Genomic DNA, 23,930 nt, shown 5'->3' on the forward strand with positions numbered 1-23,930 from the left:
TCGCCGATCGGTTGATCTGACGACGGTTCCCGGTCGGGCCATCACAAGTGGCCGGCTCGGAACGATGGAGGCGACGGTGTCCGACCAGCGACCCGCCGAGGAGAGTCCGGCCACCTTCCGTGACGTGTTCGGCCAGTCGGAGTTCCGCGCGCTGTTCGCCGCCAACGTCCTGTCCTGGGTCGGCGACTACCTCGCCAAGGCCGCGGTCACCGTGCTCGTGCTGCGCGAGACCCAGTCGGTCGCGCTCTCCGCCGCCGCCTTCGCGGCCAGCTACCTGCCCTGGCTGATCGGCGGCCCGCTGCTCTCGGCGCTCGCCGAACGGCACCGCTACCGCCGGGTCATGGTGCTCTGCGACTTGATCCGGATGGCGCTGATGGTGCTGGTCGCCATGCCGTTCATGCCGGCCTGGTCGATCCTCGGCCTGATCTTCCTGGCGACGCTGGCCAACCCGCCGAGCCAGGCGGCGCGCTCGGCGCTGCTGCCGCACGTCCTCACCGGCGACCGGTTGGTGGTGGGCCTCGCCGCCTCGACCAGCGCGGCGCAGGCCGCCCAGGTCGTCGGCTACCTCGCCGGGGCGACCATCGCGGTGCTGGATCCGAGCACCGCGCTGCTGCTCAACGCGGGCACGTTCGCGCTGTCGGCCGCGCTGGTCCGGTTCGGCCTGCGCGACCGCGCCCCGTCGATGACCGAGGCGCACCGCAGTCACCTGCTGCGGGAGACCGCGCAGGGCTTCCGCATCGTCTTCGAACGGCCGGTGCTGCGCGCCATCGCGGTGCTGGTGTTCAGTGCCATGCTCTTCTCGATCGTGCCGGAGGGGCTGGCCGCCGGTTGGGCCGCCGAACGCACCGACGGCGGCATGGACACCGGCACCGCCCAGGCGGTCATCATGGCCGCCAACCCGATCGGCTACGTCATCGGCGGGCTGCTGATCGGCCGGCTCGCCACGCCGGCCCGCCGGCTGGCCCTGATGCCGCCGCTGGCGGTCCTCGCGCCGGCGGTGCTCGTACCCTCGCTCCTCGATCCGCCGCCGGTCGTGGTGGCGCTGCTGGCCGCCGCGTGCGGCTTCGCGGTCGGCGGCATCGTCCCGGTCGCCAACGGCCTCTTCGTGCAGGCGCTGCCGGACGGCTACCGGGCCCGGGCGTTCGGCGTGATGGCCAGCGGCACGCAGATCCTCCAGGGCGTCTCGGTGCTGGCCACCGGCGCGCTCGCCGAGCGGTTCACCATCCCGACGGTGGTCGGGCTGTGGAGCGCGGCCGGGGTGCTGCTCATGATCGTCGCGGCGGTCACCTGGCCCCGCCCGGCGACGATCGGGGCCGCCGTCGACGCCGCCCGCGCCGAGTCGGCCGCCGGGAGCGGCCCTCCGGCGGCCCGGGAGCCGGCCGGGGGCGACCGGGGGCGGGAGCCCGCCCGGCACCGGCACGCGGTGACGTGACCTCCGCCGCCCGGCGGGCGGGCGGGCGCGGCCACCGGGGCGCGCCTGGCAGGATGGGAGCGTGACTTCCCCAGGCGAGTCGATGACGCTGTTCGAGGCGATCGGCGGTGAACCCGCCTTCCGCAAGCTGGTCGACGAGTTCTACGCCGGCGTCGCCGACGACCCGCTGCTGCGGCCGATGTACCCGGAGGAGGACCTGGGCCCGGCGGCGGACCGGCTGACCCTGTTCCTGATCCAGTACTGGGGCGGCCCGCGCACCTACTCGGACCAGCGCGGGCACCCACGGTTGCGGATGCGGCACGCCCCGTTCCGGATCGGCGCCGCCGAACGCGACGCCTGGCTGCGCCACATGCGGCACGCGGTGGACACGCTGGACCTGCCGCCGCAGCTCGCCGTCGCGCTCTGGGACTACCTGGAGCGGGCCGCGTACTTCATGGTGAACGTGGCGGACGACCCGGCCGCCGGCTGACCGGCGCCCCGGCGGCGCGGGCTCAGAGCAGGGCGCCCTCGTCGTGCAGCCAGTCGACGAACGTGGTGGCCACCGCCGCGCCGCAGTCGAGCATCTCGACCAGCAGCGCGTCGTGGGTGCCGGCGCCGAGCGGCACCTGGAGCTCGGCGTAGATCGGGAGCTGGCCACGCTCGGTCGGGTCGCCGATGTACGCCTTACAGAACCGTCGGGTGTGGTTCCACTCGTTCACCACCCGGTAGGCCCGGTCGGCCCAGTCCGGCGGCACGGTCGCGTGTGGACGGGCCCGCATGACGAGGATCTCGTCCTCCGGCCCCTCCAGCGCGACCAGCACGGCGTGCCGCTCCCACATGGCCAGCAGGTTGCCGTCACCGTCGGCCAGGTAACGCACGTCGAGCAGGTCGAGCGCGTCACAGACCCGGCTCAGCGTGACCGGGGCGACCGTGGCCGGCATGTCCGCGATGACCGGCCGCTCGGGCGCCGCCGCGTCGTCGTCCGGCCGGCGTGGGGTCGGTGGCCCGACCCGGACGCTGTCGTCCACTGTGGTCCCGCTTCGGGTTTCCGGATCGCCGCCACCGGCGGGACCGGGGCGCCATGACCACCACGGCATCGCTCGCGCACCTCACTCCCCAGCGGATCCAGCCGCCTACGGTGCGTTGGATCCGAGGATGGACGGTACCCGGACAGCCGGCAGGAGGCATCCCCCCACCGGCCGCCCCAGCCCGGAAGAATGATGCCGGGTCATCCGTTCGGATGAACCCGGGTAGGCGTGAGTGCAAGGTCGGCGACCGTCCGCGACCATGCCGCCCCGTACGGGCCGACCAGCCCGACCCAGTGGCCGGCAACCCGCACCTGAACGTCGCCGGCGCCGGTGCCGAGGAAGCCGAGCCGCACCACGCCCTGCACCAGCCGCTGCGACACCTCCACCGGCGCGCCGGGCTCGCCGTCCGGGGTCACCACCACCGCGACGTGGTCCAGCAGCGCGTCCCGCAGCACCCGCTGGCCGACCGCCCGGCCCGCCACCCCGTGGGTGGCCGCCTCGCGCAGCGTCCCGGCCGCCGCGTCCGCGATCCGGCGCAGCTCCGCGCCGGGGAGCAGCTCGACCGGGCGGCTGACCGGTGGCGGCAGCGGCCAGCGCCAACCGTCGTCGCGTCGCCGCGGCAGCGCCGCGCCACCGGCGGAGAGTTCGGCCAACAGGTCCGCGGCGGCGACCGTGACGTCGCCGGGCGCGTCCCCGGGCACCGTACGCACCACGAGCACCCCCCACGGCAGGCGGGCCCAGAGGGCGGTACGGCCGGCGCCGGGCACCGGACGGAGCCGGACCAGGACGGCCGGGTCGAGCCGGACCAGCCGGGCGAGGAACGCGCCGGCGTCGGCCACCCCGGTCAACCCGTGCCCGCCCGTCGTCCCGGTCATCCGGTCAGCCCGGGGGCGTGGCGGAGCAGGAACACCCGCTCGTCGGCGGAGATCCGGCGCGGGCGCTGGGTGGACAGGTCGAACGGGACCAGCACCGACCGGGCGGTGCCGGCCAGCGTGTCACCGTCGTACAGCTCGTACGCGACCGAGAAGGAGGCGGCCCGGATCTCGTCGACCCACAGCTCGATCCGCACCGTCGGCGCCGCCTCCGCGCTGGCCCGGCCGAGCGCGTAGTCGACCGGGCGCAGGTAGTCGACCTCGTGCCGGCGGATGACCACCCCGTCGGCGAACGAGTCGACGCCCCACGCCCGGCCGCCGGCGAACATCATCGCCACCCGGGCCTCCTCGTAGAGCGTGAGGAAGCGGGCGTTGTTGACGTGGCCGTACGCGTCCAGGTCGGACCAGCGCAGCGCGCAGTGGTAGACGAACCGGTCAGTCACGGGTGAGCTTGCGGTAGGTCACCCGGTGCGGCCGGGCCGCGTCGGCGCCCAGCCGGTCGATCTTGTTCTTCTCGTACGCCTCGAAGTTGCCCTCGAACCAGAACCACCTGGCCGGGTTCGCGTCGTCGCCCTCCCAGGCCAGGATGTGCGTGGCGACCCGGTCCAGGAACATCCGGTCGTGGGAGATGACCACGGCGCAGCCGGGGAACTCCAGCAGCGCGTTCTCCAGGCTGGAGAGCGTCTCCACGTCCAGGTCGTTGGTCGGCTCGTCGAGCAGGATGACGTTGCCGCCGATCTTCAGCGTCAGCGCCAGGTTGAGCCGGTTGCGCTCGCCGCCGGAGAGCACCTTGGTGGGCTTCTGCTGGTCCGGCCCCTTGAAGCCGAACGCGGCAATGTACGCCCGGGACGGCATCTCGACCTTGCCCACCATGAGGTGGTCCAGCCCGTCGGAGACGACCTCCCAGACGGTCTTGTCCCCGTCGAGGCCCTGCCGGTTCTGGTCGACGTACGACAGCGAGACGGTCGGTCCGACCTTGACCTCGCCGCCGGTCGGCTGCTCCAGCCCGACGATGGTCTTGAACAGCGTGGTCTTGCCGACGCCGTTCGGGCCGATGATGCCGACGATGCCGTTGCGCGGCAGCGAGAACGACAGGTTGTCGATCAGCACCCGGTCGCCGAAGCCCTTGGTCAGGTTGTGCGCCTCGATGACGGTGCTGCCCAGGCGCGGGCCCGGCGGGATCTGGATCTCCTCGAAGTCCAGCTTGCGGGTCTTCTCCGCCTCGGCGGCCATCTCGTCGTACCGGTCGAGGCGGGCCTTGGACTTGGTCTGCCGCGCCTTGGCGTTCGACCGGACCCAGTCCAGCTCCTCGGTGAGGCGCTTGCGCATCTTGGCGTCGCGACGACCCTCGACGGAGAGCCGGGCGGCCTTCTTCTCCAGGTAGGTGGAGTAGTTGCCCTCGTAGCCGATGGCCCGGCCGCGGTCCAGCTCCAGGATCCAGCCGGCCACGTTGTCGAGGAAGTACCGGTCGTGGGTGATGGCCAGGACGGTGCCGGCGTACTTGGCCAGGTGCTGCTCCAGCCACTGCACGCTCTCCGCGTCCAGGTGGTTGGTGGGCTCGTCGAGCAGCAGCAGGTCGGGCGCCTCCAGCAGCAGCTTGCACAGCGCCACCCGGCGGCGCTCACCACCGGAGAGCTGGGTCACGTCGGCGTCCGGCGGCGGGCAGCGCAGCGCGTCCATGGCCAGTTCGAGCTTGGAGTCGATGTCCCACGCGTCGGCGTTGTCCAGCTCCTCCTGGAGCTTGCCCATCTCCTCCATCAGCTCGTCGGAGTAGTCGGTCGCCATCTGCTCGGCGATCTTGTTGAACCGCTCCAGCTTCGACTTGGTCTCGGCGACCGCCTCCTCGACGTTGCCCAGGACGGTCTTGGCGTCGTTCAGCGGCGGCTCCTGCGCCAGCATGCCGACGGTGAAGCCGGGCATGAGCCGGGCCTCGCCGTTGCTCGGCCGGTCCAGCCCTGCCATGATCTTGAGCAGGCTGGACTTGCCGGCGCCGTTCGGGCCGACCACACCGATCTTGGCACCCGGCAGGAAGCTCAACGTCACGTTGTCCAGCACGACCTTGTCGCCGTGCGCCTTGCGTGCCTTCTCCAGGACGTAGATGTAGTGAGCCACGGTGCGGGCTACCTCCGTCGGTTGCGATCGCGGGCTTGCGGGGTGCGGGGCGCGGGCTTCGACTCCGCCCGCCGCCGCCGGCCGGGAGCCGGCCGTGCGCACGCCGCCGTCAATCCTGACAGGTACGGGCGGCCGCGCCCACATCACCCCACCCCAGCCCTGGTACGGCGTGGCGCATTGCACCCCTCGATACCACTGGATAGCCTTACCGGTATGACCAAGAAGATCGCGATCAGCGTCCCGGACGACGTCGCGGCTCGACTGGCGGAGGAACCCAACGTCTCCGCCTTTGTCACGGAGAGCGTGCGGCAGCGGATGGCCGGGGAACGCACCCGTCGGGCCCTGCGACAGGTCGGCTTCCGACTCGCCGAGGACCGGCTGGCCGAGGCGGGACGCACGCTCGACGAGGCCCAGGCAGCGATCACGCCGGAACTGCGCGCCCGGGCGGCGGCGCTGCTGAGCGAGTCGTCCCGTGGCCGGTTGACCGTCGGTGGCTGACCCCGGGCTGGTGCTCGACACCGCGTGCCTGCTGGCCTATTCCGAGGGCGCCGAGACGGTCGGCGAGCAGATCGTCCAGGTGGCGGACCGAGGGCAGTCCGTGCTCGTGCCCGCGCTCTGCCTGGCCGAGGCGTACCGCCGGGTGACCACCGACGGGTGGCGCCTGCTGGACATTCTGGGCGACCTCGACCAAGTGGTGGTCGCCCCGGTCGCCCACGACATGTGCATGTTCCTCGGCGGCTGGTCGCGCACGCTGGGCAGCATGGACCTGGCCCAGACGGCGCTGGAGGCCGCTCGGGCCACCACACCGATCATGACGGACCGGCGGGAGCTGCTCGGCGAGGTGCTGCCGAAGGAATGGCCGGTCATCGACCTCTGAGCCGGGTGTCGACAAGATCACGGGCAGGGTTCGGCGGTTCCGGGGGCGGGTAGTGGACTCCGGCACGGGGGATCAGACGCCGCAGCTACGCTCAGTACGCTCATCGCGGTGGACCCGTCAGTACCCGGAGGTGGCCGATCGTGACCGTCCGTAGCTCCTTTGTCGTAGTGGCCAACCGACTGCCGGTCGACGAGGTGAGCACACCCGAGGGACGGCAGTGGCGGCGCAGCCCCGGCGGCCTGGTCACCGCGCTGCACCCGGTGCTCGCCGAGCACCAGGGCACCTGGGTCGGGTGGGCCGGCGGCACCGGCGCCGCGCCCGAGCCGTTCGACCTGGAGGGCATCCGGCTGCACCCGGTGCCGCTGAGCGCCGAGGAACTGGAGCGCTACTACGAGGGCCAGTCCAACGCGACGATCTGGCCGCTCTACCACGACGCCGTCGAGACGCCCGCCTACAAGCGGCGCTGGCGCGAGGCGTACCGGTTGGTGAACGCCCGGTTCGCGGAGGCCGCGGCGGACGTGGCGGCCGAGGGCGCCACGGTCTGGGTCCAGGACTACCAGCTCCAGCTCGTCCCGGCGATGCTGCGCGAGCTGCGCCCCGACCTGAAGATCGGGTTCTTCCTGCACATCCCGTTCCCGCCGATCGAGCTGTTCATGCAGATGCCGTTCCGCGCGGAGATCCTGCGCGGCCTGCTCGGCGCCGACCTGGTCGGTTTCCAGCAGCGGCTGGCGGCGCAGAACTTCGTCCGGCTGGCCCGGCACCTGCTCGGCCTGCGCTACGAGGGGCAGATGATCCAGGTCGACGGCCGGCAGGTGAAGGCCGGCGCGTTCCCCATCTCGATCGAGACCAGGGAGATGGAACGGCTGGCCGAGGACCCGACGATCCAGGCCCGGGCCAAGCAGATCCGCGAGGAGCTGGGCAACCCCAAGACGATCATCCTGGGCGTCGACCGGCTCGACTACACCAAGGGCATCGAGCTTCGACTCAAGGCCTTCCGAGAACTCCTTGCTGACGGAAAGTTGACAGTTCCGGACGCGGTTATGGTGCAGGTCGCCACGCCCAGCCGCGAGCGCGTGGAGCACTACCAGGCACTTCGGGTGAAGGTGGAACGCGAGGTTGGCCGGATCAATGGTGAATTCGGCCGGGTCGGCGTGCCGGCTGTTCATTATCTGCATCAGTCGTACAGTCGCTCCGAGTTGGCGGCGATGTACGTCGCCGCCGACGTGATGATGGTGACCCCGCTGCGAGACGGAATGAATCTGGTGGCCAAGGAGTACGTCGCATCGCGCGCCGACCAGGGCGGCGCGCTCGTGCTCAGTGAGTTCGCCGGCGCCGCCACCGAGCTGCGCCAGGCGTTCCTGTGTAATCCGCACGACCCGGACGCGGTGAAGGACGCGTTGCTCCGGGCCGTGCACGTCGAAAAACCCGAAGCCCGCCGCCGGATGCGCGTCATGCAGCGCCATCTGCGCAGCCACGATGTCGGCCACTGGGCCAAGTCGTTCCTCAGCGAGCTCGGTGTCCCCGATACGGAGGCTGCGTGACCCCGCCCGCTGCCGCCACCTCCTCCGGTGGCGTGCTCGACCCGGAACTGCGTGCCGCCATCGGCCGCATCGCCCGGACTCCCCAACTCCTGATCGCCTGCGACTACGACGGCACACTGGCGCCGATCGTCGAGGATCCGACCAGGGCCGTACCGCTGCCCGAGTCGGTGGCCGCGATCCGCGCGCTGGCCTCGCTGCCGCAGACCAGCGTCGCGGTGGTCTCCGGGCGCGCGCTGCGCGACCTGGCCACCCTCTCCCGGCTGCCGAGTGAGGTGCACCTGGTCGGCAGCCACGGCTCCGAGTTCGACATCGGCTTCGTCGAGCGGCTCAGCCCGGAGCTGATCGCGGTCCGGCACCGGCTCCGCCAGGAACTGCGCGAGATCGCCGCGGCCCACCCGGGCGTCCGGCTGGAACGCAAGCCGGCCAGCGTCGCCGTGCACACGCGAGGGGTCGACCCGCAGGTCGCCGCCGCCGCCGTGGACGCGGTCCGCGGCGGCCCCGCCACCTGGGACGGTGTCACCGTCACCCAGGGCAAGGAGGTCATCGAGCTGTCGGTGGTGGCCACCCACAAGGGCACCGCGGTCGACCAGCTCCGGACCCAGCTCGCGGCCGGTGCGGTGCTCTTCATCGGCGACGACGTCACCGACGAGAACGCGTTCGGCAACCTGCACGGGCCGGACGTCGGCATCAAGATCGGCCCCGGCGACACCCAGGCCGACTACCGGGTGGCCGAGCCGATCGAGGCGGCCCGCGCGCTCGGCCTGCTGCTGGAGACCCGGCGGCACTGGCTCTTCGGGGAGCGGGCGGTGCCGATCGAGCGGCACTCGATGCTCGCCAACGGGCGTACGGTCGCGCTCGTCACACCGGAAGCCAAGATCACCTGGCTGTGCCACCCGAAGCCGGACTCGGCGGCGATCTTCGCCGACCTGGTGGGTGGCAGCCCGGCCGGGCACTTCACCATCGGCCCGGAGCGCGGCGGCATCCCGCTGGGCCAGCGCTACCGCAGCAACACCATGACGGTGGAGACCCGCTGGTCCGGCCTGACCGTCACCGACTGGCTGGACCTGCCGGTCCGGGAGACCACACCTGACGACCCGGCCGTGGTCAGCGGCGACTCGACCCTGGTCCGGGTGCTCAGCGGCACCGGACGGGCCCGCGTCGAGTTCGCCCCGCGCCCCGAGTTCGGGCAGGTGGCGGTGCAACTCCAGCCGCTCGACGACGGGCTGTTGGTGCTCGGCTCCAACGAGCCGGTCGCGCTGCACTCCCCCGGCGTCGAGTGGGAGGTCACCAACGACGCCGGGTACGAGACCGCGAAGGCGGTGGTGGACCTCTCCGCCGCCGGCGGGCAGGTGGTGCTGGAGCTGCGCTTCGGCACGCAGAGCCTGGAGCCGCACCGGGTGCCGGTGCACGAGCGGCAGGCCGCCGCCGAGCAGCCCTGGAAGGACTGGGTGGCCTCGCTGCGGCTGCCCACCACCGCCCGGGACCTGGTCGCCCGCAGCGCGCTGACCCTGCGCGGCCTCACCCACGAGCCGACCGGTTCGATCCTCGCCGCGGCGACCACCTCGCTCCCCGAGGAGCTGGGCGGCGTCCGCAACTGGGACTACCGCTACTGCTGGCTGCGGGACGCGGCGATGACCGCGCGGTCACTCGTCGACCTCGGCTCCACCGAGGAGGCCGAGGGGCTGCTGCGCTGGATCGACGGCGTGGTGGAGCGCACCGGCGGGCACCCGGAGCGGCTGCACCCGCTCTACACCGTCGACGGCTACGAGTTGGGCGCCGAGGCGGTCATCGACACGCTGCCCGGCTACGCCGGCTCCCGGCCGGTGCGGGTGGGCAACCTGGCCAACCACCAGCTCCAGCTCGACGTGTTCGGCCCGGTGGCGGATCTGATCGCCGCGGTGGCCGACGCCCGGGGCTCGGTCCGCGAGGACGAGTGGCGGGTGCTGGAGAACATGGTCGAGGCGGTACGCCGCCGCTGGCACGAGCCCGACCACGGCATCTGGGAGGCCCGCCTCCCACCCCGGCACCACGTGTTCTCCAAGGTCATGCTCTGGATGACCGTCGACCGGGCGCTGCACGTGGTGCGGCAGCACGGCGGCCAGGACCGGCCGGAGTGGGTCGACCTGCGCGACCGGATCGGGGCCAACGTGCTGGACGAGGGCTGGCATCCGGAGGCCGAGGCGTACAGCGTCGCGTACGGGCACGACGAGATGGACGCCTCGTCGCTCTGGATCGGCCTGTCCGGGCTGCTCCCCGGTGACGACCCGCGGTTCCTCTCCACCGTGCTCAAGATCGAGGCGGACCTGCGCAGCGGCCCGGTGGTCTACCGCTACCACTGGGACGACGGCCTGCCCGGCCGGGAGGGCGGCTTCCACATCTGCACGGCGTGGCTGATCGAGGCGTACCTGCGCACCGGCCGCCGCACCGACGCCGAGGAGCTGTTCACCCAGATGATCGACACGGCCGGCCCCACCGGCCTGCTCCCCGAGCAGTACGACCCGCTGGCCGAGCGGGGCCTGGGCAACCACCCCCAGGCGTACAGCCACCTCGGCCTGATCCGCTGCGCCCTGCTCCTGGACAACATGCTCAAGCAGTAACCCGACCACCTCTGACGCGGCCCGGGACCCCACGGTCCCGGGCCGCCCCACATCGCCCACCCCACCCACCCGCGCCGATCTTGCACTTACCGCCCCGACCAAACGGGCCAATCAGGGCATCTCGGGGGCACCAAGTGCAAGATCGACGTCACGGGGGGCGGCGCGCGGGCAGGGGGTCAGGGGGTCAGGGGGTCGTCAGGGCGTTGACGACGTCGCCGATGACCACGATGGCGGGTGGGCGGAGGCCGGCGGCGGTGACGTCGGCGGCCACCGCGCCGAGGGTCGAGCGGAGAGTGCGCTGGGTGGCGGTGGTGCCCTCCTGGATCACCGCCGCCGGGGTGGTCGGCGGTCTGCCGTGCGCGATCAGCGTCGCCGCGATCGCCGCCAGGTTCTTCAGGCCCATCAGGACCACCAGCGTGCCCCGCAGACCGGCCAGCGACTCCCAGCTCACCAGCGATGCCGGCGAGTCCGGCGCGACGTGCCCGGACACCACGGTGAACTCGTGCGCCACCGCCCGGTGGGTCACCGGCACCCCGGCCACCCCGGGCACCGCGATCGCGCTGGTCACCCCCGGTACCACGGTCACCGGCACCCCCGCCTCGGCGCAGGCAAGCAACTCCTCGCCACCGCGCCCGAAGACGTACGGGTCGCCGCCCTTGAGCCGGACCACCACCTTGCCGGCCCGGGCGCGGTCCACCAGGATCCGGTTGATCTCCTCCTGGGCGCGCGACGGCCCGTACGGGATCTTCGACGCGTCGACCAGCTCGACGTCCGGCCGCAACTCGTCCAGGAGCAGCCCGGGGACGAGCCGGTCGGTGACCACCACCTCGGCCTCGGTGAGCAGCCGCCAGCCCTTCACCGTGATCAGCTCCGGATCGCCGGGCCCGGCCCCGACCAGAGCCACGCGTCCACCGCGGCCGGCACCGGAGGCGTCGGCGGTGCTGGCGGTGCGGGCGTCAAGCGGGTCCCTCTCCTCTACCGAATCCGTTAACAGGGGGCCCCTCCTTGCGCTCAGGAGGGTGCGGACGGCGTCACGGACCGCCCTCGCGCGGTGCGGGTCGCCACCGCCGAGCACGGCCACCGTCACCGGGCCGTGCCGGGTCACCGCGGGCGTCCACGCGCTGGCCGCGACCCGGTCGTCGGCCCGGACGCAGAAGATCCGCCGCTCGGCCGCGGCGGCGCTCACCGCCGCGGCGGCGGCCCGGTCGTCCACCGCGACGTGCGCCAGCCAGGCACCGTCCAGGTCACCGACGGCGAAGCGACGCGGCTCCCAGCGCAGCCGCCCGGCGTCGGCGTGGGCACGCAGCGCCGGCGTCAGCTCCGGCGAGACCAGCAGGACGTCCGCGCCGGCGTCGAGCAGCGCGGGCACCCGCCGGGTGGCCACCGCTCCCCCACCCACCACGACCACGCGCCGACCGGCCAACCGCAACCCGAGGGGGTACGGGCTGGGCGACGCCTCCGGGGCCGGCCCGCTCACTTCTCGGCCACCCCGGCCGAGTCGAACGTGGCCACCTCGTGCAGCACCCGGACCGCGCCGGTGACGACCGGCAACGCGAGCAGCGCGCCGGTGCCCTCGCCGAGCCGCAGCCCCAGGTCGACAAGCGGTTCCAGCCCGAGGTGCCGCAGCGCCACCGTGGCGCCCGGCTCGGCGCTGCGGTGTCCGGCGACCATGGCGCCCACCGCGTCCGGCGCGAACGCGGCGGCGGCCAGCGCGGCGCTGACCGCGATCACGCCGTCCAGGAGCACCGGCACCCGACGCGCGGCGGCGCCGAGGATCAGCCCGGCCAGCGCGGCGTGCTCCAGCCCGCCGACCGTCGCGAGGACGCCCAGCGGGTCGGCCGGATCGGGGGCGTGCCGCTCCAGCGCGGCCCGCACCACGCCGACCTTGCGGGCGTACGTCTCGTCGTCCACGCCGGTGCCCCGACCGGTCGCCGCCGCCGCGTCGACGCCGGTGAACGCGGCGACCAGCGCGGCGGCCGGCGTGGTGTTGCCGATGCCCATGTCGCCGGTGAGCAGGATGCCGGCGCCGGCGTCGACCAGCTCGCCGGCGATCCGGATGCCGGTCTCCACCGCTGCCCGGGCCTCGTCCCGGGTGAGCGCCGCGGTGACCGTCATGTCCCGGGTGCCGGCCCGCACGTTCGCCGCCACCAGACGCGGCCCGGCCGGGTCGGCGGGCGTCGCGACCAGGCTGGCGGAGAGCACCGCCGGGGCGGTGGGCGGGCCGTCCGAGGCGGCCGGGTCGACGAGCGGATCGTCCGAGGCGGCGGCGAGCGCGGCCGGGTCGGCGGACGGGCCGATCGGGAGCGGGGTGGCGACACCGACGTCGACCACGGTGACCGAGGCGCCGGCCTGCCGGGCGAACGCGTTGACCACCGCGCCGCCGGCCAGGAAGTTGCCGATCATCTGGGCGGTGACCTCCTGCGGCCACGGGGTCACCCCCTGGGCGTGCACCCCGTGGTCGCCCGCGAAGATCACCACCGCGGCCGGATCGGGCAGCGGCGGCGGACAGGTCCCGGCCAGCCCGGTGAGGCGTACCGAGAGCGGCTCCAGGGCGCCGAGCGAGCCGGCGGGCTTGGTCAGCCGGCCCTGCAGCTCGCGCGCCGCCGCCATGGCCGACTCGTCGAGCGGGCGGATCGCCGCGACGGTGGACTCCAGCATCATGCCTCCAGGATCCGTGCCAGTGTCTCGATGAACGCGTCGGTGGTGGCCCGGTCGCGTACCGCGATCCGGAGCCAGTCCGGGCCGAGCCCGGGGAACGTGTCGCCCCGGCGTACCGCCCAGCCGTGCTCGCGCAGCCGCTCCCGCAGCGCGGCGGCGCCGGGGGTGTGGATCAGGACGAAGGCGCTGGCCGGGCGCCCCGCCACGCGTACCCCGGGCAGGCCGGACAGGCGGCCCACCAGGTGCTCGCGGTCGGCGGCGAGCCCGGCGGCGATCGCGCGCTCGGCCGCGACCGCGACCGGCCCGGCGCAGGCGGTGGCGGCGGCGAGCGCCGGCGTGGAGACGGCCCAGAGCGGCTGGGCGGCGGCGAACCGGGCCAGCAGGTCGGCGGCGCCGAGCAGGTAGCCGATCCGCAGCCCGGCCAGCCCCCAGGTCTTGGTGAGGCTGCGGACCACCACGAGGCCCGGCAGGTCGCGGCGGGCGGCGAGGGATTCCGGCTCGCCGTCGACGCCGGGCGAGACGGTGGTGTCGGCGAACGCCTCGTCGACCACCAGCACCCGGCCGGGGCGGGCCAGCGCGGCGATCGTGTCCGCCGGGTGCAGCACCGAGGTCGGGTTGGTGGGGTTGCCGACCATGACCAGGTCGGCGTCGGCCGGCACCCGGGCCGGGTCGAGCCGGAAGCCGTCGGCCGGGTCGAGCAGCACCCGGTCCACCCGGTGACCGGCGGCGCGCAGCGAGGCCTCCGGCTCGGTGAACTGCGGGTGCACCACCACCGGGTGGCGGGTGTCGCGCAGCGCGCGGGCGATCAGCACGAAGCCTTCGGCGGCGCCGGCGGTGAGGAGTACCTCGTCCGGGGGTCGCCCGTGCCGGTGACCGACGGCGGCGCGGGCGGGGGCCGGGTCCGGGTACGCGGCCAGCTCGCCCAGCGCGGCGGTGACCGGGTCGGCCAGCCAGTCGGGCATCGGGGCGCGGCGCACGTTGACCGCCAGGTCCACCAGGCCGGGCGTGGCCTCGGCGTCCCCGTGGTGTGCCAGGTCGGGTTCGACGGGCGCGGCGGCGGGCGGAGGTGCGGGCATGACCGCGATCCTGCCGGGAAGCCGCGTCCCGGGACAGCGCATCCCGGCGTGGGTCGCGTCACGGCTCGCCCGTTTATGAATTCTTCTCATTTCCGAATCGGAAATGTCATAGCTTGACCCCGTGAGCAACCGACCCCTTGCGTCCGCCGGTCGTGCCGTGCCCCTTCTCCGTGCCGGGCTGATCGCCGGCATCGTCGTCGCCGCCGCGTTGTACCCGATGGCCGCCGTCACCGGCATCGGCGCGAAGGCCACCGCGCACGCCGTGGAGCAGAAGACGAACATCCTCAAGACCGCGCTGCCGGCCGAGACCTCGTACCTCTACGCGCCCGACGGCAAGACCGTGCTGACCATGTTCTACGAGGAGTACCGGCAGTACACCAAGATCGAGAACATGTCGCCGAACATCCAGCAGGCGATCGTCGCCGCCGAGGACAACCGCTTCTACCAGCACCACGGCGTCGACCCGAAGGGCGTGGCGCGCGCCTTCGTCTCCAACGCCCGCTCCGGCGGCGTCTCCCAGGGCGCCTCGACGCTCACGATGCAGTACGTCCGGATGGCGCTGCGGGACAGCGCGAGCACGCCGAAGGAGGTCCAGGAGGCCACCCAGCAGACCAGCCTGCGCAAGGTCAAGGAGATGCGCATGGCGCTCGACATCGAGAAGCACCTGAGCAAGGAGCAGATCCTCGAGCGCTACCTCAACTCGGCCTACTTCGGCCACCGGGCGTACGGCATCTACGCCGCCTCGCAGATCTTCTTCTCCAAGACGCCGGCCACGCTCACCCCGGTCGAGGCGGCCACGCTCGCGGGGCTGGTGAAGTCCCCCTCCGAGTACGACCCGATCACCTCCGACCAGAAGGACGCCACCGGCCGACGCAACTACGTGCTGGACAACATGGCCCGCCTCGGCTACCTGTCACCGGACGCCGCCGCCACGGCCAAGGCCCAGCCGATCAAGCTGAAGCTGACCGACCCGCCGAACGACTGCGCCGCGATCGACGGCGCGCACCGTGCCTGGGGCTTCTACTGCGACTACCTGAAGAACTGGTGGAGCGCCCAGCCCGCGTTCGGCGAGAACCGCCTCGAACGGATGGACAAGCTGCGTCGGGGCGGCTACCGGATCGTGCTCGCGCTCGACCCGAAGACGCAGGCGGCGGCCGAGAAGAACGTCGGCGCCAAGGACAACACCGGCAGCCCGTTCGCCAACGGCATCGTGGTCGCCGAGCCCGGCACCGGGCGGATCAAGGCGATGGCGGTGAACCGGAACTACTCGCTCGACCTGGCCGAGAACCCGAACAGCTCGAACCCGGAGGCCGGCCCGAAGGTCAAGGCGAACTACCCGAACACGGTGGCGCCGCTGCTCGGCGGCGGGACGCTCCCCGGCTACCAGGCCGGCTCCACGTTCAAGATGTTCCCGATGCTCGCCGCGCTCAACGCCGGGATGCCGCTGTCCACCGCGTACGACTCGCCCTACCGGTACCAGTCGGCGATCTACGACGGCTGGGCGCCGTCCAACGCCAGCGGCGCGATGACCGGCCGGCAGACCATGTGGTCCGGCTTCGGCAAGTCGGTGAACACCTACTTCGTGCAGTTGGAGGAGAAGGTCGGCGCGGACGCCGGGGTGCGCCTGGCCGAACAGCTCGGGCTGCGCTGGCGTACCGACGTGGACAAGGAGCAGGCGTCACCGGTCAAGGCGAGGAAGTGGGGCGCGTTCACGCTCGGCGTCTCCGACGCCACCCCGCTGGAGATGGCGAACGCGTACGCGGCCGTCGCCGCCGACGGACGCTACTGCGAGGCGATCCCGGTCAACGCGATCATGAATCGGGACGGCACGCCGGCCACCTGGTCCACGCCGGGCGGGGTGCGGCGGGAGGTGGCCAAGCCCCGGTGCCGCCAGGTGGTCAACGCGGACGCGGCCCGGGCCGCCACCGACGCGGCCCGCTGCCCGACCGGCGACACCCCGGCCAAGGGGAGCTGCGGCGGCTGGTCGACGGCGGACAGCGTACGGAAGACGGTCGGTCGGCCGGTCGCCGGCAAGACGGGCACCACGGACAGCACCCGGTCGGCGTGGTTCGTCGGCTACACCCCGGAGCTGGCCGCGGCGAGCTTCATCGCCGATCCGGACAACCCGTTCAACGCGGTGGGTGACGGGCAGTCCCAGATCCCGGTGAACGCGGTCGCCGAGACGCTGCGCGACGCCCTGAAGGGCCAACCGACGCGCCAGTTCACCCCGCCCTCCGACCAGATCGTCGGCTGACCGCCCCACCGACCGCCCGGGGGTGCGCCCGGGTTAGTCGATCAAGGAGTTTGCGCCCCGGGATCGCCCGATCCCCGACGCGAACTCCTTGATCGACATCGGGCGGGCGGGACGGGGTGGGGGAGGCGGGCCGGGGGCGGGCCGGGGGCGGGTGGGGGCTCAGTGGAGGTCGGCGGCTACGAAGGACCACAGTTCCAGGTCGACGCGGGCGCCCCGGACGAAACCCGCGTTGCGGAGCAGGCCCTCGTAGCTGAAGCCGGCCTTCTCGGCAACCCGCCGGGAGGCGACGTTGCCCGGCGCCACCCGCAGCTCCACCCGCTGGAAGCCGTGCTCCAGGATCAACGCGATCGCCACCGCGTCCACCGCCTCCACCGCCAGGCCGAAGCCCCGGGCGTGCGGCGCGAGCGCGTACGACACCTCGGTGAGCCGGGCGCCCCAGTCGGTGCGCCGGGTCCAGAGGCAGCCGACCACCCGCTGGTCCTCCCGCCGCACCACCGCCCAGTGGTCACCGTCGCCGCTGTCCCGCCGCTGCCGGGCCAGCTCGGTGCACCAGGCCCGCCCGTCGATCTGCCCGGCCGCCTCGGCCAGCGGCAGCCAACGCTGGGTCTGCCGGTCGGCGAACACCTCGTCCACCGCCTCCGCGTCCACCGCGACCAGCCGGCGCACCTCGATCCGCGGAGTGGAGACGGTCAGCGCCGGGAACCGGCGTACCGCCACCTGACCGATCACGCCGGAGCCGCCACGGACGCCCGGGCGGCGGCCACCAGCCGCTCGGCGACACCGGGAAGCGCGGCCCAGTGCGGCACGAGCTGCGAGGCGTGCACCCCGTGGCGGACGAAGCCCTCCGGCGTGCCCCCGCCCCACTGCCAGGCCGGCCGGTCACCGGCCCGCGGCGTGAGCACCGCCGCGTGTTGCTTGTGCCCGGTCACCGTCACGCCGGCCGGGGCCACCACGCTGCCGGTGACCGCGGTGGCCTCCCGGTAGCCGACCACCAGGCCGTCCCGGACCGTGCCGACCGCGTCGAGCACCCCGCACATGGGCAGACCGTCCAGCTCACGGGCCAGCCACAGCAGGCCGGCCCCCTCGGCGACCACCGGCCGTCCGGAGCGGGCCAGCTCGGCCACCGCGATGCAGAGCCGGCGATTGGCGGAGAGTTGCTCCGCGTACGTCTCCGGGAGCGCGCCGCCGACGACCAGCGCGCGGGCCCCGGCGGGCAGCGCCTCGTCGCGCAGCGGATCGAGCGTGACCACCTCGGCGCCGGCGGCGCGCAGCAGCTCGACGGTCTCCGGATGGCTGTAGCTGCCGGCCGGGCCACCGGCCAGCGCGACCACCGGCCGCTCCGCGGCGTCCGACGGCCCGTCCGCCGGGTCGGGCGACCAGGGCTCGACGGTGAGCGCGGGGGCGGAGCGGGCCAGCGTGAGCAGCCGGTCGAGGTCGACGGTGGCGGCCACCGCCTCACCGAGCCGACGCACCCCGCGCTCGGCCTCGGCGTCGCCGCGCACCACCGGCGCGGCGCCGTGCCGGCGGGCGGGCAGCACCGGGGGCAGCTCGTGCCGGCGCAGCGCGCCGTAGACCGGCACCCCCACGTCGTCCAGCGCCTCCCGCAGCAGCGTCTCGTGCCGGGGCGAGGCCACCCGGTTGAGGATCACGCCGCCCAACCAGAGCTGCTCGTCGTACGCCCGGAAGCCGTGCACGAGCGCGGCCACCGACTGGCCCATCGCGGCCACGTCCACCACCAGCACCACCGGGCTGCGCAGCGCGGTGGCGACCGCGGCGGTGGACTCGCTCTCCGGCCGGCCGGCCACCGAGTCGTACAGCCCCATGGTGCCCTGCACCAGCGCGAGCCCGGCCCCGGCCGCACCGTGTGCGAAGAGCGGGCCGACCCGCTCCGGACCGACCAGCCGCGGGTCCAGCGTGCGCCCCGGCCGGCCGGCGGCCAGCCCGAGGTACGCCGCGTCCACCTGGTCCGGGCCGACCTTGAACCCGGCCACCGCAAGCCCCCGGTCGGCGAGGGCCGCGAGCAGGCCGAGGGAGAGGGCACCGGTGCCGTGCCCCGAGGAGGGCGCGCTCAGCACGACCCGCGGCACGTCGGTCATTCTCGACTCCTGGATCCTCCGGGTGATTTCCGCCCGCGTGACCATACCCGTCCGGTCCGCTCCACGACGGCCGCCCGCCGCCCCGATCACCGCCGGCAACCGCGAGTGGCCCCGCTCATACGGGTAGCCTTGACCACCGTGTACCGGTTCCTGCTGACCCCGCGCTGGCTGGGCTACCTGGCGCTGACCCTGGTGGCCGCCGCGGTGATGGTGTTCCTGGGCAACTGGCAGCTGGACCGCTACCACGGGCGGACGGCGGTCAACGAGCGGATCGACGCCGGCGCCACCATGACGCCCGCGCCGCTGCGGAACGCGCTGCCCGCCCCGACCGGCGGCCCGGGCAGCGTGGGCCCGGCCCCGGCGGAGCGCCTCACCTGGAGCCGGGTCACCGCCACCGGCAGCTACGACAACGCCAACGTCGTCCTGATCCGCGGCCGGACCGTCGACAACACGGTCGGCTTCGAGGTGCTCACCCCGCTGGTGCTCGCCGACGGCACCGCGGTGCTCGTCGACCGCGGCTGGATCCCGCCCGTCCCGGGCGCCGGCGCGACCGTCCAGCCCTCGGTGCCGGTGGCGCCGGCCGGCGAGGTGACCGTCACCGGCCGGGTGGTCGGCAGCGAGAGCGGCGGCGGTGGGGTGGCCCGCCGCGACGGCAAGCTGGAGGCCCGTCGCATCGACATCTCCCGCCTGGCGAAGCAACTGCCCTACCCGGTCACCGGCGGTTATGTGCTGCTGGACGGCCAGACACCGGCCGCCGACCCGGCGTTCCAGGCGGTGCCGATCGGGCACACCAACAACTGGCAGAACTTCGGCTACGTGTGGCAGTGGTGGATCTTCGCGGTGATGAGCCTGGTCGGCTACGGCTGGGTGGCGCGCCGGGAGGCCCGGCGACGGGCCGGCCTGGACGGCCCGCGTGTGCCGGTGGACCGGGCCGCCGAACCGGCAGCCGCCGGGCCCGCCGCCCCCTGAGCCCGGGCCGGCCGGCTCAGCCGGTGACCCGGCCGGCGTGGATCGCCCGGACCGCGTCGATCGTGTCCGCCTCGGCGGCGGTCTTGTCGTCCCGGTAGCGCACCACGCGCGCGAAGCGCAGCGCCATCCCGCCCGGGTAGCGGCTGCTGGTCTGCACCCCGTCGAAGGCGATCTCGACCACCTGCTCCGGCCGCACCCGGACCACCCAGTCACCCTTCTCCACGGCCAGCGCCAGGAACCGCTCGGTCTGCCAGCGCAGCAGCTCGTCGGTCAACCCCTTGAACGTCTTGCCGAGCATGACGAACTCGCCGGTGCCCGGGTCGCGGGCGCCGAGGTGCAGGTTGGACAGCCAGCCCTGGCGCCGGCCGCTGCCCCACTCCACCGCCAGCACCACCAGGTCGAGCGTGTGCCGGGGCTTGACCTTGACCCAGGCCGCGCCGCGCCGCCCGGCGTCGTAGGGCGCGGCCGGGTCCTTGACCACCACCCCCTCCTGGCCGGCGTCGACCGCCGCGGCGAACGCCGCCGCGGCCTGCGCCGCGTCGTCCACCTCCACCCGGCCGACCAGCAGCGCCGGGTCGACCGCGCGGGCCAGCGTCGCCCACCGCTCCCGCCCGGGCAGGTCGATCAGGTCGGCGCCGTCGAGGTGCAGCAGGTCGAAGAAGTACGGCGTGAGCACCGGCTCGCCGGCACGCTCGGCGGCGGCGAGCACGGCCGGCGCGACCGGGGTGCGGCCGGTGGTGCTGGGCGTGGTGCGCCGGGCCGCGTGGCTCGACGTCTGCTGGAACGGCAGCGGCCGGCCGGCGGCGTCCAGCCCGATCGCCTCGCCGTCGAGCACCAGCTCCCGGGCGGGCAACGCGCGGACGGCGGCCACCACCTCGGGCAGCCGGCCGGTGATCTCATCGAGGCTGCGGGTGAACACCGCGATGTCCTGCCCGGAACGGTGCACCTGGATGCGGATGCCGTCGAGCTTGACGTCGACCACCGCCGGCGTGCCGGTGGCGGTCAGCGCCTCGTCGACCGAGGGCGCACTCTGGGCCAGCATCGGCGCGAGCGGGCGGCCCACCTGAAGCCCGAACCCGGCCAGCGCGGCGGCGCCGCCGGTGAGCGCCGCGACCGCCACCGCCCGCAGGTCGCCGGCGAGCAGCAGGGCCCGCCGGACGACCGTGACCGGCACCTCGGCGGCCCGGGCCACCGCCTCGGCGAGCAGACCGGCCTGGGCGCCCTGACGCAGCTCCCCCCGGAACAGCCCGACCAGCAGGCGTTGCTCGTCGGCGGTCGCAGCGGCGAAGAGCCGGCCGACCAGCTCCCGTCGGCGGGCCTGGGAGCCGGTGCCGCCGACCCGGGAGATCTCCTCGATCGCCGCGTCGACGCCGGACACGGTCAGCGTCGACACGGCGGCCGGTGGCGGCAGGTCACGCAGCCCCGCCCAACCGACGCCGGTCTGCCGTTGGCGCAGCTCACCGGCGAGATAGCCGGCGCCGGCCGCGATCTCGGCCGGGTCGAGCCCGCGCAGTGCGGCGGCCAGCAGCTCCACCTTGGCCCGCCGACCACCGGTGGCACCGACCGCGGCCGAGGTGGCCGCCAGCTCCGCGAAACGCACGCCCACATCCTGCCAGTCACCTGTGACAGCGGGGCGCTTCCGGCGGCCCGGCCCACCGCATCGGGTGCGCCGGGCCGGCCGAATCGCTCCGCCGAGCCGATCGCGCGGTCGGCCGGATCGCGCGGATCGCGCGGTCGGCCGGATCGCGCGGGTTGCGCAGCCGGCCGGATCGCGCGGCCGGGCGGGAGGTCAGGCCGAGACCGGCTCCTCCACGCGCAGGCCGCGCCCGCGCACGCCGTCGGCAACCCGGGTGAGCAGCGCGTCGAGCGTGACCAGCGTGGCAGAGAGCTCACCGAGCTGTTCCTTGAGCGTGGCCTCGGGCCACGCGGAGACGTCGACGTCCCCCAGAGCACGGACGGCGGCCTGGAGCCGCGCCATCTCGTCGTTCGTACGCATGTTCGAAAGGCTATAACACCCAGCTCGCCGACACACCGCAAACTCCGACATCCATCCCGAAGTTACGGTTTCGACACCGGGCGCGGCGCGACCGGGCGATGAGGTGGGTCGAAGGCGATATACCGCAGAGGCATAATTATGACCGTCAGGCATATCGCTTCCGACCGCATCGCCTCGCCCTTTCATCACCCACCGTGACGGCCGGCACCGTGACGCAGAGCCGGCCACCGTGACGCAGAGCCCGGCGCCGTGACGCAGCCGGGCATCGTGACGGCGCCGGCCGCCCTGACCACACCGGCCACCGTGCCTGCCGACGTCCGCCGGTCAGACGCGGCCCGCCTCGGCCACCTTGGCCAGCAGCAGCGCCTCGGCCAGGCAGACCCGGGCGAACTCGCCCAGGTGGAGGCTCTCGTTCGGGCCGTGCGCCCGGGCGTGCGGGTCCTCCACGCCGGTCACCAGGATCGCCGCCCGCGGGAACATCTCCTGGAACGTGGCGATGAACGGGATCGAGCCACCCACCCCGATGTCGACCGGGTCGGTGCCGTCCCAGGCGCCCCGGAACGCGGCCCGCGCCGCGTCGAACATCGGCCCGCTGGCGTCGATCACGCACGGCGCGCCGTCGTGCTCGAACGTCACCGTCACCTGCGCGCCCCACGGCGCGTTCCGCTCCAGGTGCGCGGTCAGCGCGGCGTATGCCTTCTTTGGGTCGTCGCCCGGCGCCAGCCGTACGCTCAGCTTCGCCTTCGCGGCCGGGACCAGCGCGTTCGGTGCCTCGCCGGTGGCCGGCGCGTCGATGCCGAGGATCGCCAGCGCCGGCTTCGTCCAGAGCCGGTCGGTGATCCGGCCGGTGCCGAACAACCGCGCGCCGTCGACCAGGCCGACCTCCGCGCGGAACCGGTCCTCCGGGTAGTCGACGACGGCGCCCTCGCGGCCGGCCAGGCCGTCCACCGCGACGTCGCCGGCGTCGTCGTGCAGCGTGCCGAGCAGCCTCACCAGCGCGGTCAGCGCGTCCGGCACGGCACCGCCGAACATGCCGCTGTGCACCGCGTGGTCGAGCGTGCGCACCTCCACGAAGCAGTTGACGATGCCGCGCAGCGAGGTGGTCAGCGCCGGCACACCGACGTCCCAGTTGGTGGAGTCGGCGATCACGATGACGTCCGAGGCGAGGTCGTCCCGGTGCTCGGCGAGCAGCCGCTCCAACGAGTCCGAGCCGTACTCCTCCTCGCCCTCGACGAACAGCACCACGCCCACCGGGAGCCGGTCGCCGAACGCGCGCAGCGCGGCCACGTGCGCCATGATCCCGGCCTTGTCGTCGGCGGCGCCCCGACCGTAGAGGCGGCCGTCGCGCTCCACCGGCTCGAACGGGTCGGACTCCCACAGCGACAGGTCCCCGACCGGTTGCACGTCGTGATGGGCGTAGAGCAGCACGGTGGGCGCGCCGGGCGGGGCCGCCTTCGTCCCGATCACCGCCGGCTGGCCGCCGGAACGGACGATCCGGGTGTCGAGGCCGCAGCCGCGCAGCAGCTCCGCCACCGCCTCGGCGGAGCGCTCCACGTGCGAGTGATCGAAGCCCTCGAAGGCGATGCCCGGAATGCGGACGAGTCGTTCCAGGTCGGCACGGACACCGGGCAGTTCCCGCTCGACGGCGGCCCGCACGTCGGACTCGGAGATGATCGGAGTGGTCATGACCGGAATCGTATGCCGGCCTTACCCGGCCACGCCCTCCCAGCCCGGTCGCCGGCCGAAGCGCACGAAGTAGCGGTCCGCGTCGTGCGGCAGGTCGGGCGCACCGTTCACCACCAGGTCCACCGCCGCCGCGGTGCCGTCCGCGGTGAAGTGCGCCCGCTCCCCGGCGTGCCAGCGACGCAGCTCCGGCAGCACCTGGCCCCCGTCGCGAGCCAGCGCCCGGGCCAGCCGCAGCTCGGCCGGCGCGGTCACCAGCACCGACAGCGTCAGCTCGGGGCGCACCGCGGCACGCGCCGCGCTCACCCCCTCGACGATCAGCACCGGCCCGGCCGGCACCGGCACCACCCGGTCCAGGAAGCGACGGCGGACCCAGCTGTACCGGCGGTGGCCGCCCGCCCGCCCGGCCCGTACCGGGCCGAGCACCCACTCCTCCAGGCGGGTCCAGAACGTGAGCTGGTCGTCCCATCCGTCGAGCAGGTCGTCGGTGCGGACCAAGGGCGGCCGGACGCCGCCCGGAACCGCCGCGAACGCGTCCGCGAGGCGCGTCGCGAACACGCTCTTGCCCGCGCCGCTCGGCCCGTCGACCGCCACCAGCCGGGTACGCCCCAACCGCGCCGGCCCGGCCAGCACCCGGCGGACCAACCCGGCGTACGCCTCGACCACCTCGACGTTCACCCGACCGACGCTAACGTTCCCCCGTCCGCTGGATCCTGCGACCCGGCGGGCCGTTTCACCGGGCGGCGCGGCGGCCCGGTGG

At 74.0% G+C, this 23,930-nt stretch carries 21 protein-coding genes; 8 read left to right on the forward strand and 13 right to left on the reverse strand.

The features are described 5' to 3' along the window. Positions 1-64: 64 nt before the first annotated feature. Together AB0B02_RS22780 and AB0B02_RS22785 are read left to right on the forward strand one after the other, a co-directional pair. A complete protein-coding gene (locus AB0B02_RS22780; RefSeq protein ID WP_357303243.1) occupies positions 65-1,432 on the forward strand; it encodes an MFS transporter in 1,368 nt (455 codons plus the stop codon). 82 nt (positions 1,433-1,514) lie between these two features. Next, the gene (locus AB0B02_RS22785) at positions 1,515-1,901 is read left to right on the forward strand and encodes a globin (RefSeq protein ID WP_107155936.1); all 387 of its coding nucleotides are present in this window, start codon (positions 1,515-1,517) and stop codon (positions 1,899-1,901) included. Positions 1,902-1,923: 22 nt separating this feature from the next. On the opposite strand, the gene AB0B02_RS22790 is transcribed toward AB0B02_RS22785, so the two are convergent. The 4 genes from AB0B02_RS22790 to ettA all read right to left on the reverse strand — a co-directional run bounded on the left by AB0B02_RS22790 (position 1,924) and on the right by ettA (position 5,423). Then, positions 1,924-2,508 (reverse strand): YbjN domain-containing protein, encoded by a 585-nt coding sequence (locus AB0B02_RS22790; protein WP_281937367.1) that lies wholly within the window; start codon positions 2,506-2,508, stop codon positions 1,924-1,926. Between the two features lie 131 nt (positions 2,509-2,639). Then, the gene (locus AB0B02_RS22795) at positions 2,640-3,314 is read right to left on the reverse strand and encodes a hypothetical protein (RefSeq protein ID WP_357303246.1); all 675 of its coding nucleotides are present in this window, start codon (positions 3,312-3,314) and stop codon (positions 2,640-2,642) included. Next, a complete protein-coding gene (locus AB0B02_RS22800; protein WP_107155939.1) occupies positions 3,311-3,754 on the reverse strand; it encodes a thioesterase family protein in 444 nt (147 codons plus the stop codon). Before AB0B02_RS22800 ends, AB0B02_RS22795 begins: the two co-directional genes overlap by 4 nt. Further along, positions 3,747-5,423, reverse strand: coding sequence for an energy-dependent translational throttle protein EttA (gene ettA / locus AB0B02_RS22805; protein WP_281937369.1), 1,677 nt, complete (start codon positions 5,421-5,423; stop codon positions 3,747-3,749). Before ettA ends, AB0B02_RS22800 begins: the two co-directional genes overlap by 8 nt. 213 nt (positions 5,424-5,636) lie before the next feature. Between ettA and AB0B02_RS22810 the strand changes: the two genes are divergently transcribed. From AB0B02_RS22810 to otsB, 4 genes are all read left to right on the forward strand, one after another. Further along, on the forward strand, positions 5,637-5,921 hold the full coding sequence (locus AB0B02_RS22810; protein ID WP_281937371.1) for a hypothetical protein: 285 nt from the start codon (positions 5,637-5,639) through the stop codon (positions 5,919-5,921). Further along, positions 5,914-6,300 carry a hypothetical protein gene (locus AB0B02_RS22815; protein WP_281937373.1) on the forward strand — a complete coding sequence of 129 codons (387 nt, stop codon included), beginning with the start codon at positions 5,914-5,916 and terminating at the stop codon, positions 6,298-6,300. Before AB0B02_RS22810 ends, AB0B02_RS22815 begins: the two co-directional genes overlap by 8 nt. Positions 6,301-6,440: 140 nt before the next feature. After that, positions 6,441-7,841, forward strand: a complete 1,401-nt coding sequence (locus tag AB0B02_RS22820; RefSeq protein WP_107155943.1) for a trehalose-6-phosphate synthase — start codon at positions 6,441-6,443, stop codon at positions 7,839-7,841. Beyond that, positions 7,838-10,438 carry a trehalose-phosphatase gene (gene otsB, locus AB0B02_RS22825; protein ID WP_281937376.1) on the forward strand — a complete coding sequence of 867 codons (2,601 nt, stop codon included), beginning with the start codon at positions 7,838-7,840 and terminating at the stop codon, positions 10,436-10,438. Before AB0B02_RS22820 ends, otsB begins: the two co-directional genes overlap by 4 nt. A gap of 184 nt (positions 10,439-10,622) precedes the next feature. On the opposite strand, the gene cobA is transcribed toward otsB, so the two are convergent. Genes cobA through cobC form a run of 3 tightly spaced genes read right to left on the reverse strand, consistent with a single transcriptional unit; the run spans position 10,623 to position 14,172 of the window. Beyond that, positions 10,623-11,915, reverse strand: a complete 1,293-nt coding sequence (gene cobA, locus AB0B02_RS22830) for a uroporphyrinogen-III C-methyltransferase (RefSeq protein ID WP_357303253.1) — start codon at positions 11,913-11,915, stop codon at positions 10,623-10,625. Next, positions 11,912-13,096, reverse strand: coding sequence for a nicotinate-nucleotide--dimethylbenzimidazole phosphoribosyltransferase (locus AB0B02_RS22835; protein ID WP_281938556.1), 1,185 nt, complete (start codon positions 13,094-13,096; stop codon positions 11,912-11,914). Before AB0B02_RS22835 ends, cobA begins: the two co-directional genes overlap by 4 nt. Beyond that, entirely contained in the window at positions 13,096-14,172 is a 1,077-nt protein-coding gene (cobC, locus tag AB0B02_RS22840; RefSeq protein WP_357303256.1) for an Rv2231c family pyridoxal phosphate-dependent protein CobC, read from the reverse strand. The genes AB0B02_RS22835 and cobC overlap by 1 nt, the downstream gene beginning before the upstream one ends. 121 nt (positions 14,173-14,293) lie before the next feature. On the opposite strand from cobC, the gene AB0B02_RS22845 reads away from it, so the two are divergent. Then, positions 14,294-16,426 (forward strand): transglycosylase domain-containing protein, encoded by a 2,133-nt coding sequence (locus AB0B02_RS22845; RefSeq protein WP_281937389.1) that lies wholly within the window; start codon positions 14,294-14,296, stop codon positions 16,424-16,426. Positions 16,427-16,585: 159 nt separating this feature from the next. Here AB0B02_RS22845 and AB0B02_RS22850 read toward each other — a convergent pair whose 3' ends face one another. Next, positions 16,586-17,155: a GNAT family protein gene (locus AB0B02_RS22850; protein ID WP_281937391.1), complete on the reverse strand. Its 570-nt coding sequence runs from the start codon at positions 17,153-17,155 to the stop codon at positions 16,586-16,588. Continuing rightward, positions 17,152-18,522 (reverse strand): cobyrinate a,c-diamide synthase, encoded by a 1,371-nt coding sequence (locus AB0B02_RS22855; RefSeq protein WP_281937392.1) that lies wholly within the window; start codon positions 18,520-18,522, stop codon positions 17,152-17,154. Before AB0B02_RS22855 ends, AB0B02_RS22850 begins: the two co-directional genes overlap by 4 nt. Positions 18,523-18,660: 138 nt before the next feature. On the opposite strand from AB0B02_RS22855, the gene AB0B02_RS22860 reads away from it, so the two are divergent. Beyond that, positions 18,661-19,491: an SURF1 family protein gene (locus tag AB0B02_RS22860; RefSeq protein ID WP_357303471.1), complete on the forward strand. Its 831-nt coding sequence runs from the start codon at positions 18,661-18,663 to the stop codon at positions 19,489-19,491. Positions 19,492-19,507: 16 nt separating this feature from the next. On the opposite strand, the gene AB0B02_RS22865 is transcribed toward AB0B02_RS22860, so the two are convergent. The 4 genes from AB0B02_RS22865 to AB0B02_RS22880 form a co-directional block, all read right to left on the reverse strand. After that, positions 19,508-21,091 carry an ATP-dependent DNA ligase gene (locus AB0B02_RS22865; protein WP_357303263.1) on the reverse strand — a complete coding sequence of 528 codons (1,584 nt, stop codon included), beginning with the start codon at positions 21,089-21,091 and terminating at the stop codon, positions 19,508-19,510. A 189-nt stretch (positions 21,092-21,280) separates the two neighbouring features. Next, complete coding sequence (locus AB0B02_RS22870) at positions 21,281-21,487, reverse strand: hypothetical protein (RefSeq protein WP_091571646.1); 207 nt, start codon at positions 21,485-21,487, stop codon at positions 21,281-21,283. A gap of 324 nt (positions 21,488-21,811) precedes the next feature. Beyond that, on the reverse strand, positions 21,812-23,173 hold the full coding sequence (locus AB0B02_RS22875) for a dipeptidase (RefSeq protein WP_281937399.1): 1,362 nt from the start codon (positions 23,171-23,173) through the stop codon (positions 21,812-21,814). A gap of 21 nt (positions 23,174-23,194) precedes the next feature. Next, positions 23,195-23,848, reverse strand: coding sequence for a hypothetical protein (locus AB0B02_RS22880; protein ID WP_357303267.1), 654 nt, complete (start codon positions 23,846-23,848; stop codon positions 23,195-23,197). Positions 23,849-23,930 lie beyond the last annotated feature (82 nt).

This window comes from Micromonospora sp. NPDC049240 (assembly GCF_040647835.1).
Lineage (GTDB): Bacteria > Actinomycetota > Actinomycetes > Mycobacteriales > Micromonosporaceae > Micromonospora.

Bases quoted from the DNA above. Each gene is read 5' to 3' on its own strand.
- cobC (WP_357303256.1), bottom strand. From the start codon at position 14,172: ATGCCCGCACCTCCGCCCGCCGCCGCGCCCGTCGAACCCGACCTGGCA.
- AB0B02_RS22790 (WP_281937367.1), bottom strand. From the start codon at position 2,508: ATGCCGTGGTGGTCATGGCGCCCCGGTCCCGCCGGTGGCGGCGATCCG.
- AB0B02_RS22785 (WP_107155936.1), top strand. From the start codon at position 1,515: ATGACGCTGTTCGAGGCGATCGGCGGTGAACCCGCCTTCCGCAAGCTG.
- AB0B02_RS22875 (WP_281937399.1), bottom strand. From the start codon at position 23,173: ATGACCACTCCGATCATCTCCGAGTCCGACGTGCGGGCCGCCGTCGAG.
- AB0B02_RS22795 (WP_357303246.1), bottom strand. From the start codon at position 3,314: ATGACCGGGACGACGGGCGGGCACGGGTTGACCGGGGTGGCCGACGCC.
- AB0B02_RS22835 (WP_281938556.1), bottom strand. From the start codon at position 13,096: ATGCTGGAGTCCACCGTCGCGGCGATCCGCCCGCTCGACGAGTCGGCC.
- AB0B02_RS22855 (WP_281937392.1), bottom strand. From the start codon at position 18,522: ATGACCGACGTGCCGCGGGTCGTGCTGAGCGCGCCCTCCTCGGGGCAC.
- AB0B02_RS22870 (WP_091571646.1), bottom strand. From the start codon at position 21,487: ATGCGTACGAACGACGAGATGGCGCGGCTCCAGGCCGCCGTCCGTGCT.
- AB0B02_RS22810 (WP_281937371.1), top strand. From the start codon at position 5,637: ATGACCAAGAAGATCGCGATCAGCGTCCCGGACGACGTCGCGGCTCGA.
- AB0B02_RS22780 (WP_357303243.1), top strand. From the start codon at position 65: ATGGAGGCGACGGTGTCCGACCAGCGACCCGCCGAGGAGAGTCCGGCC.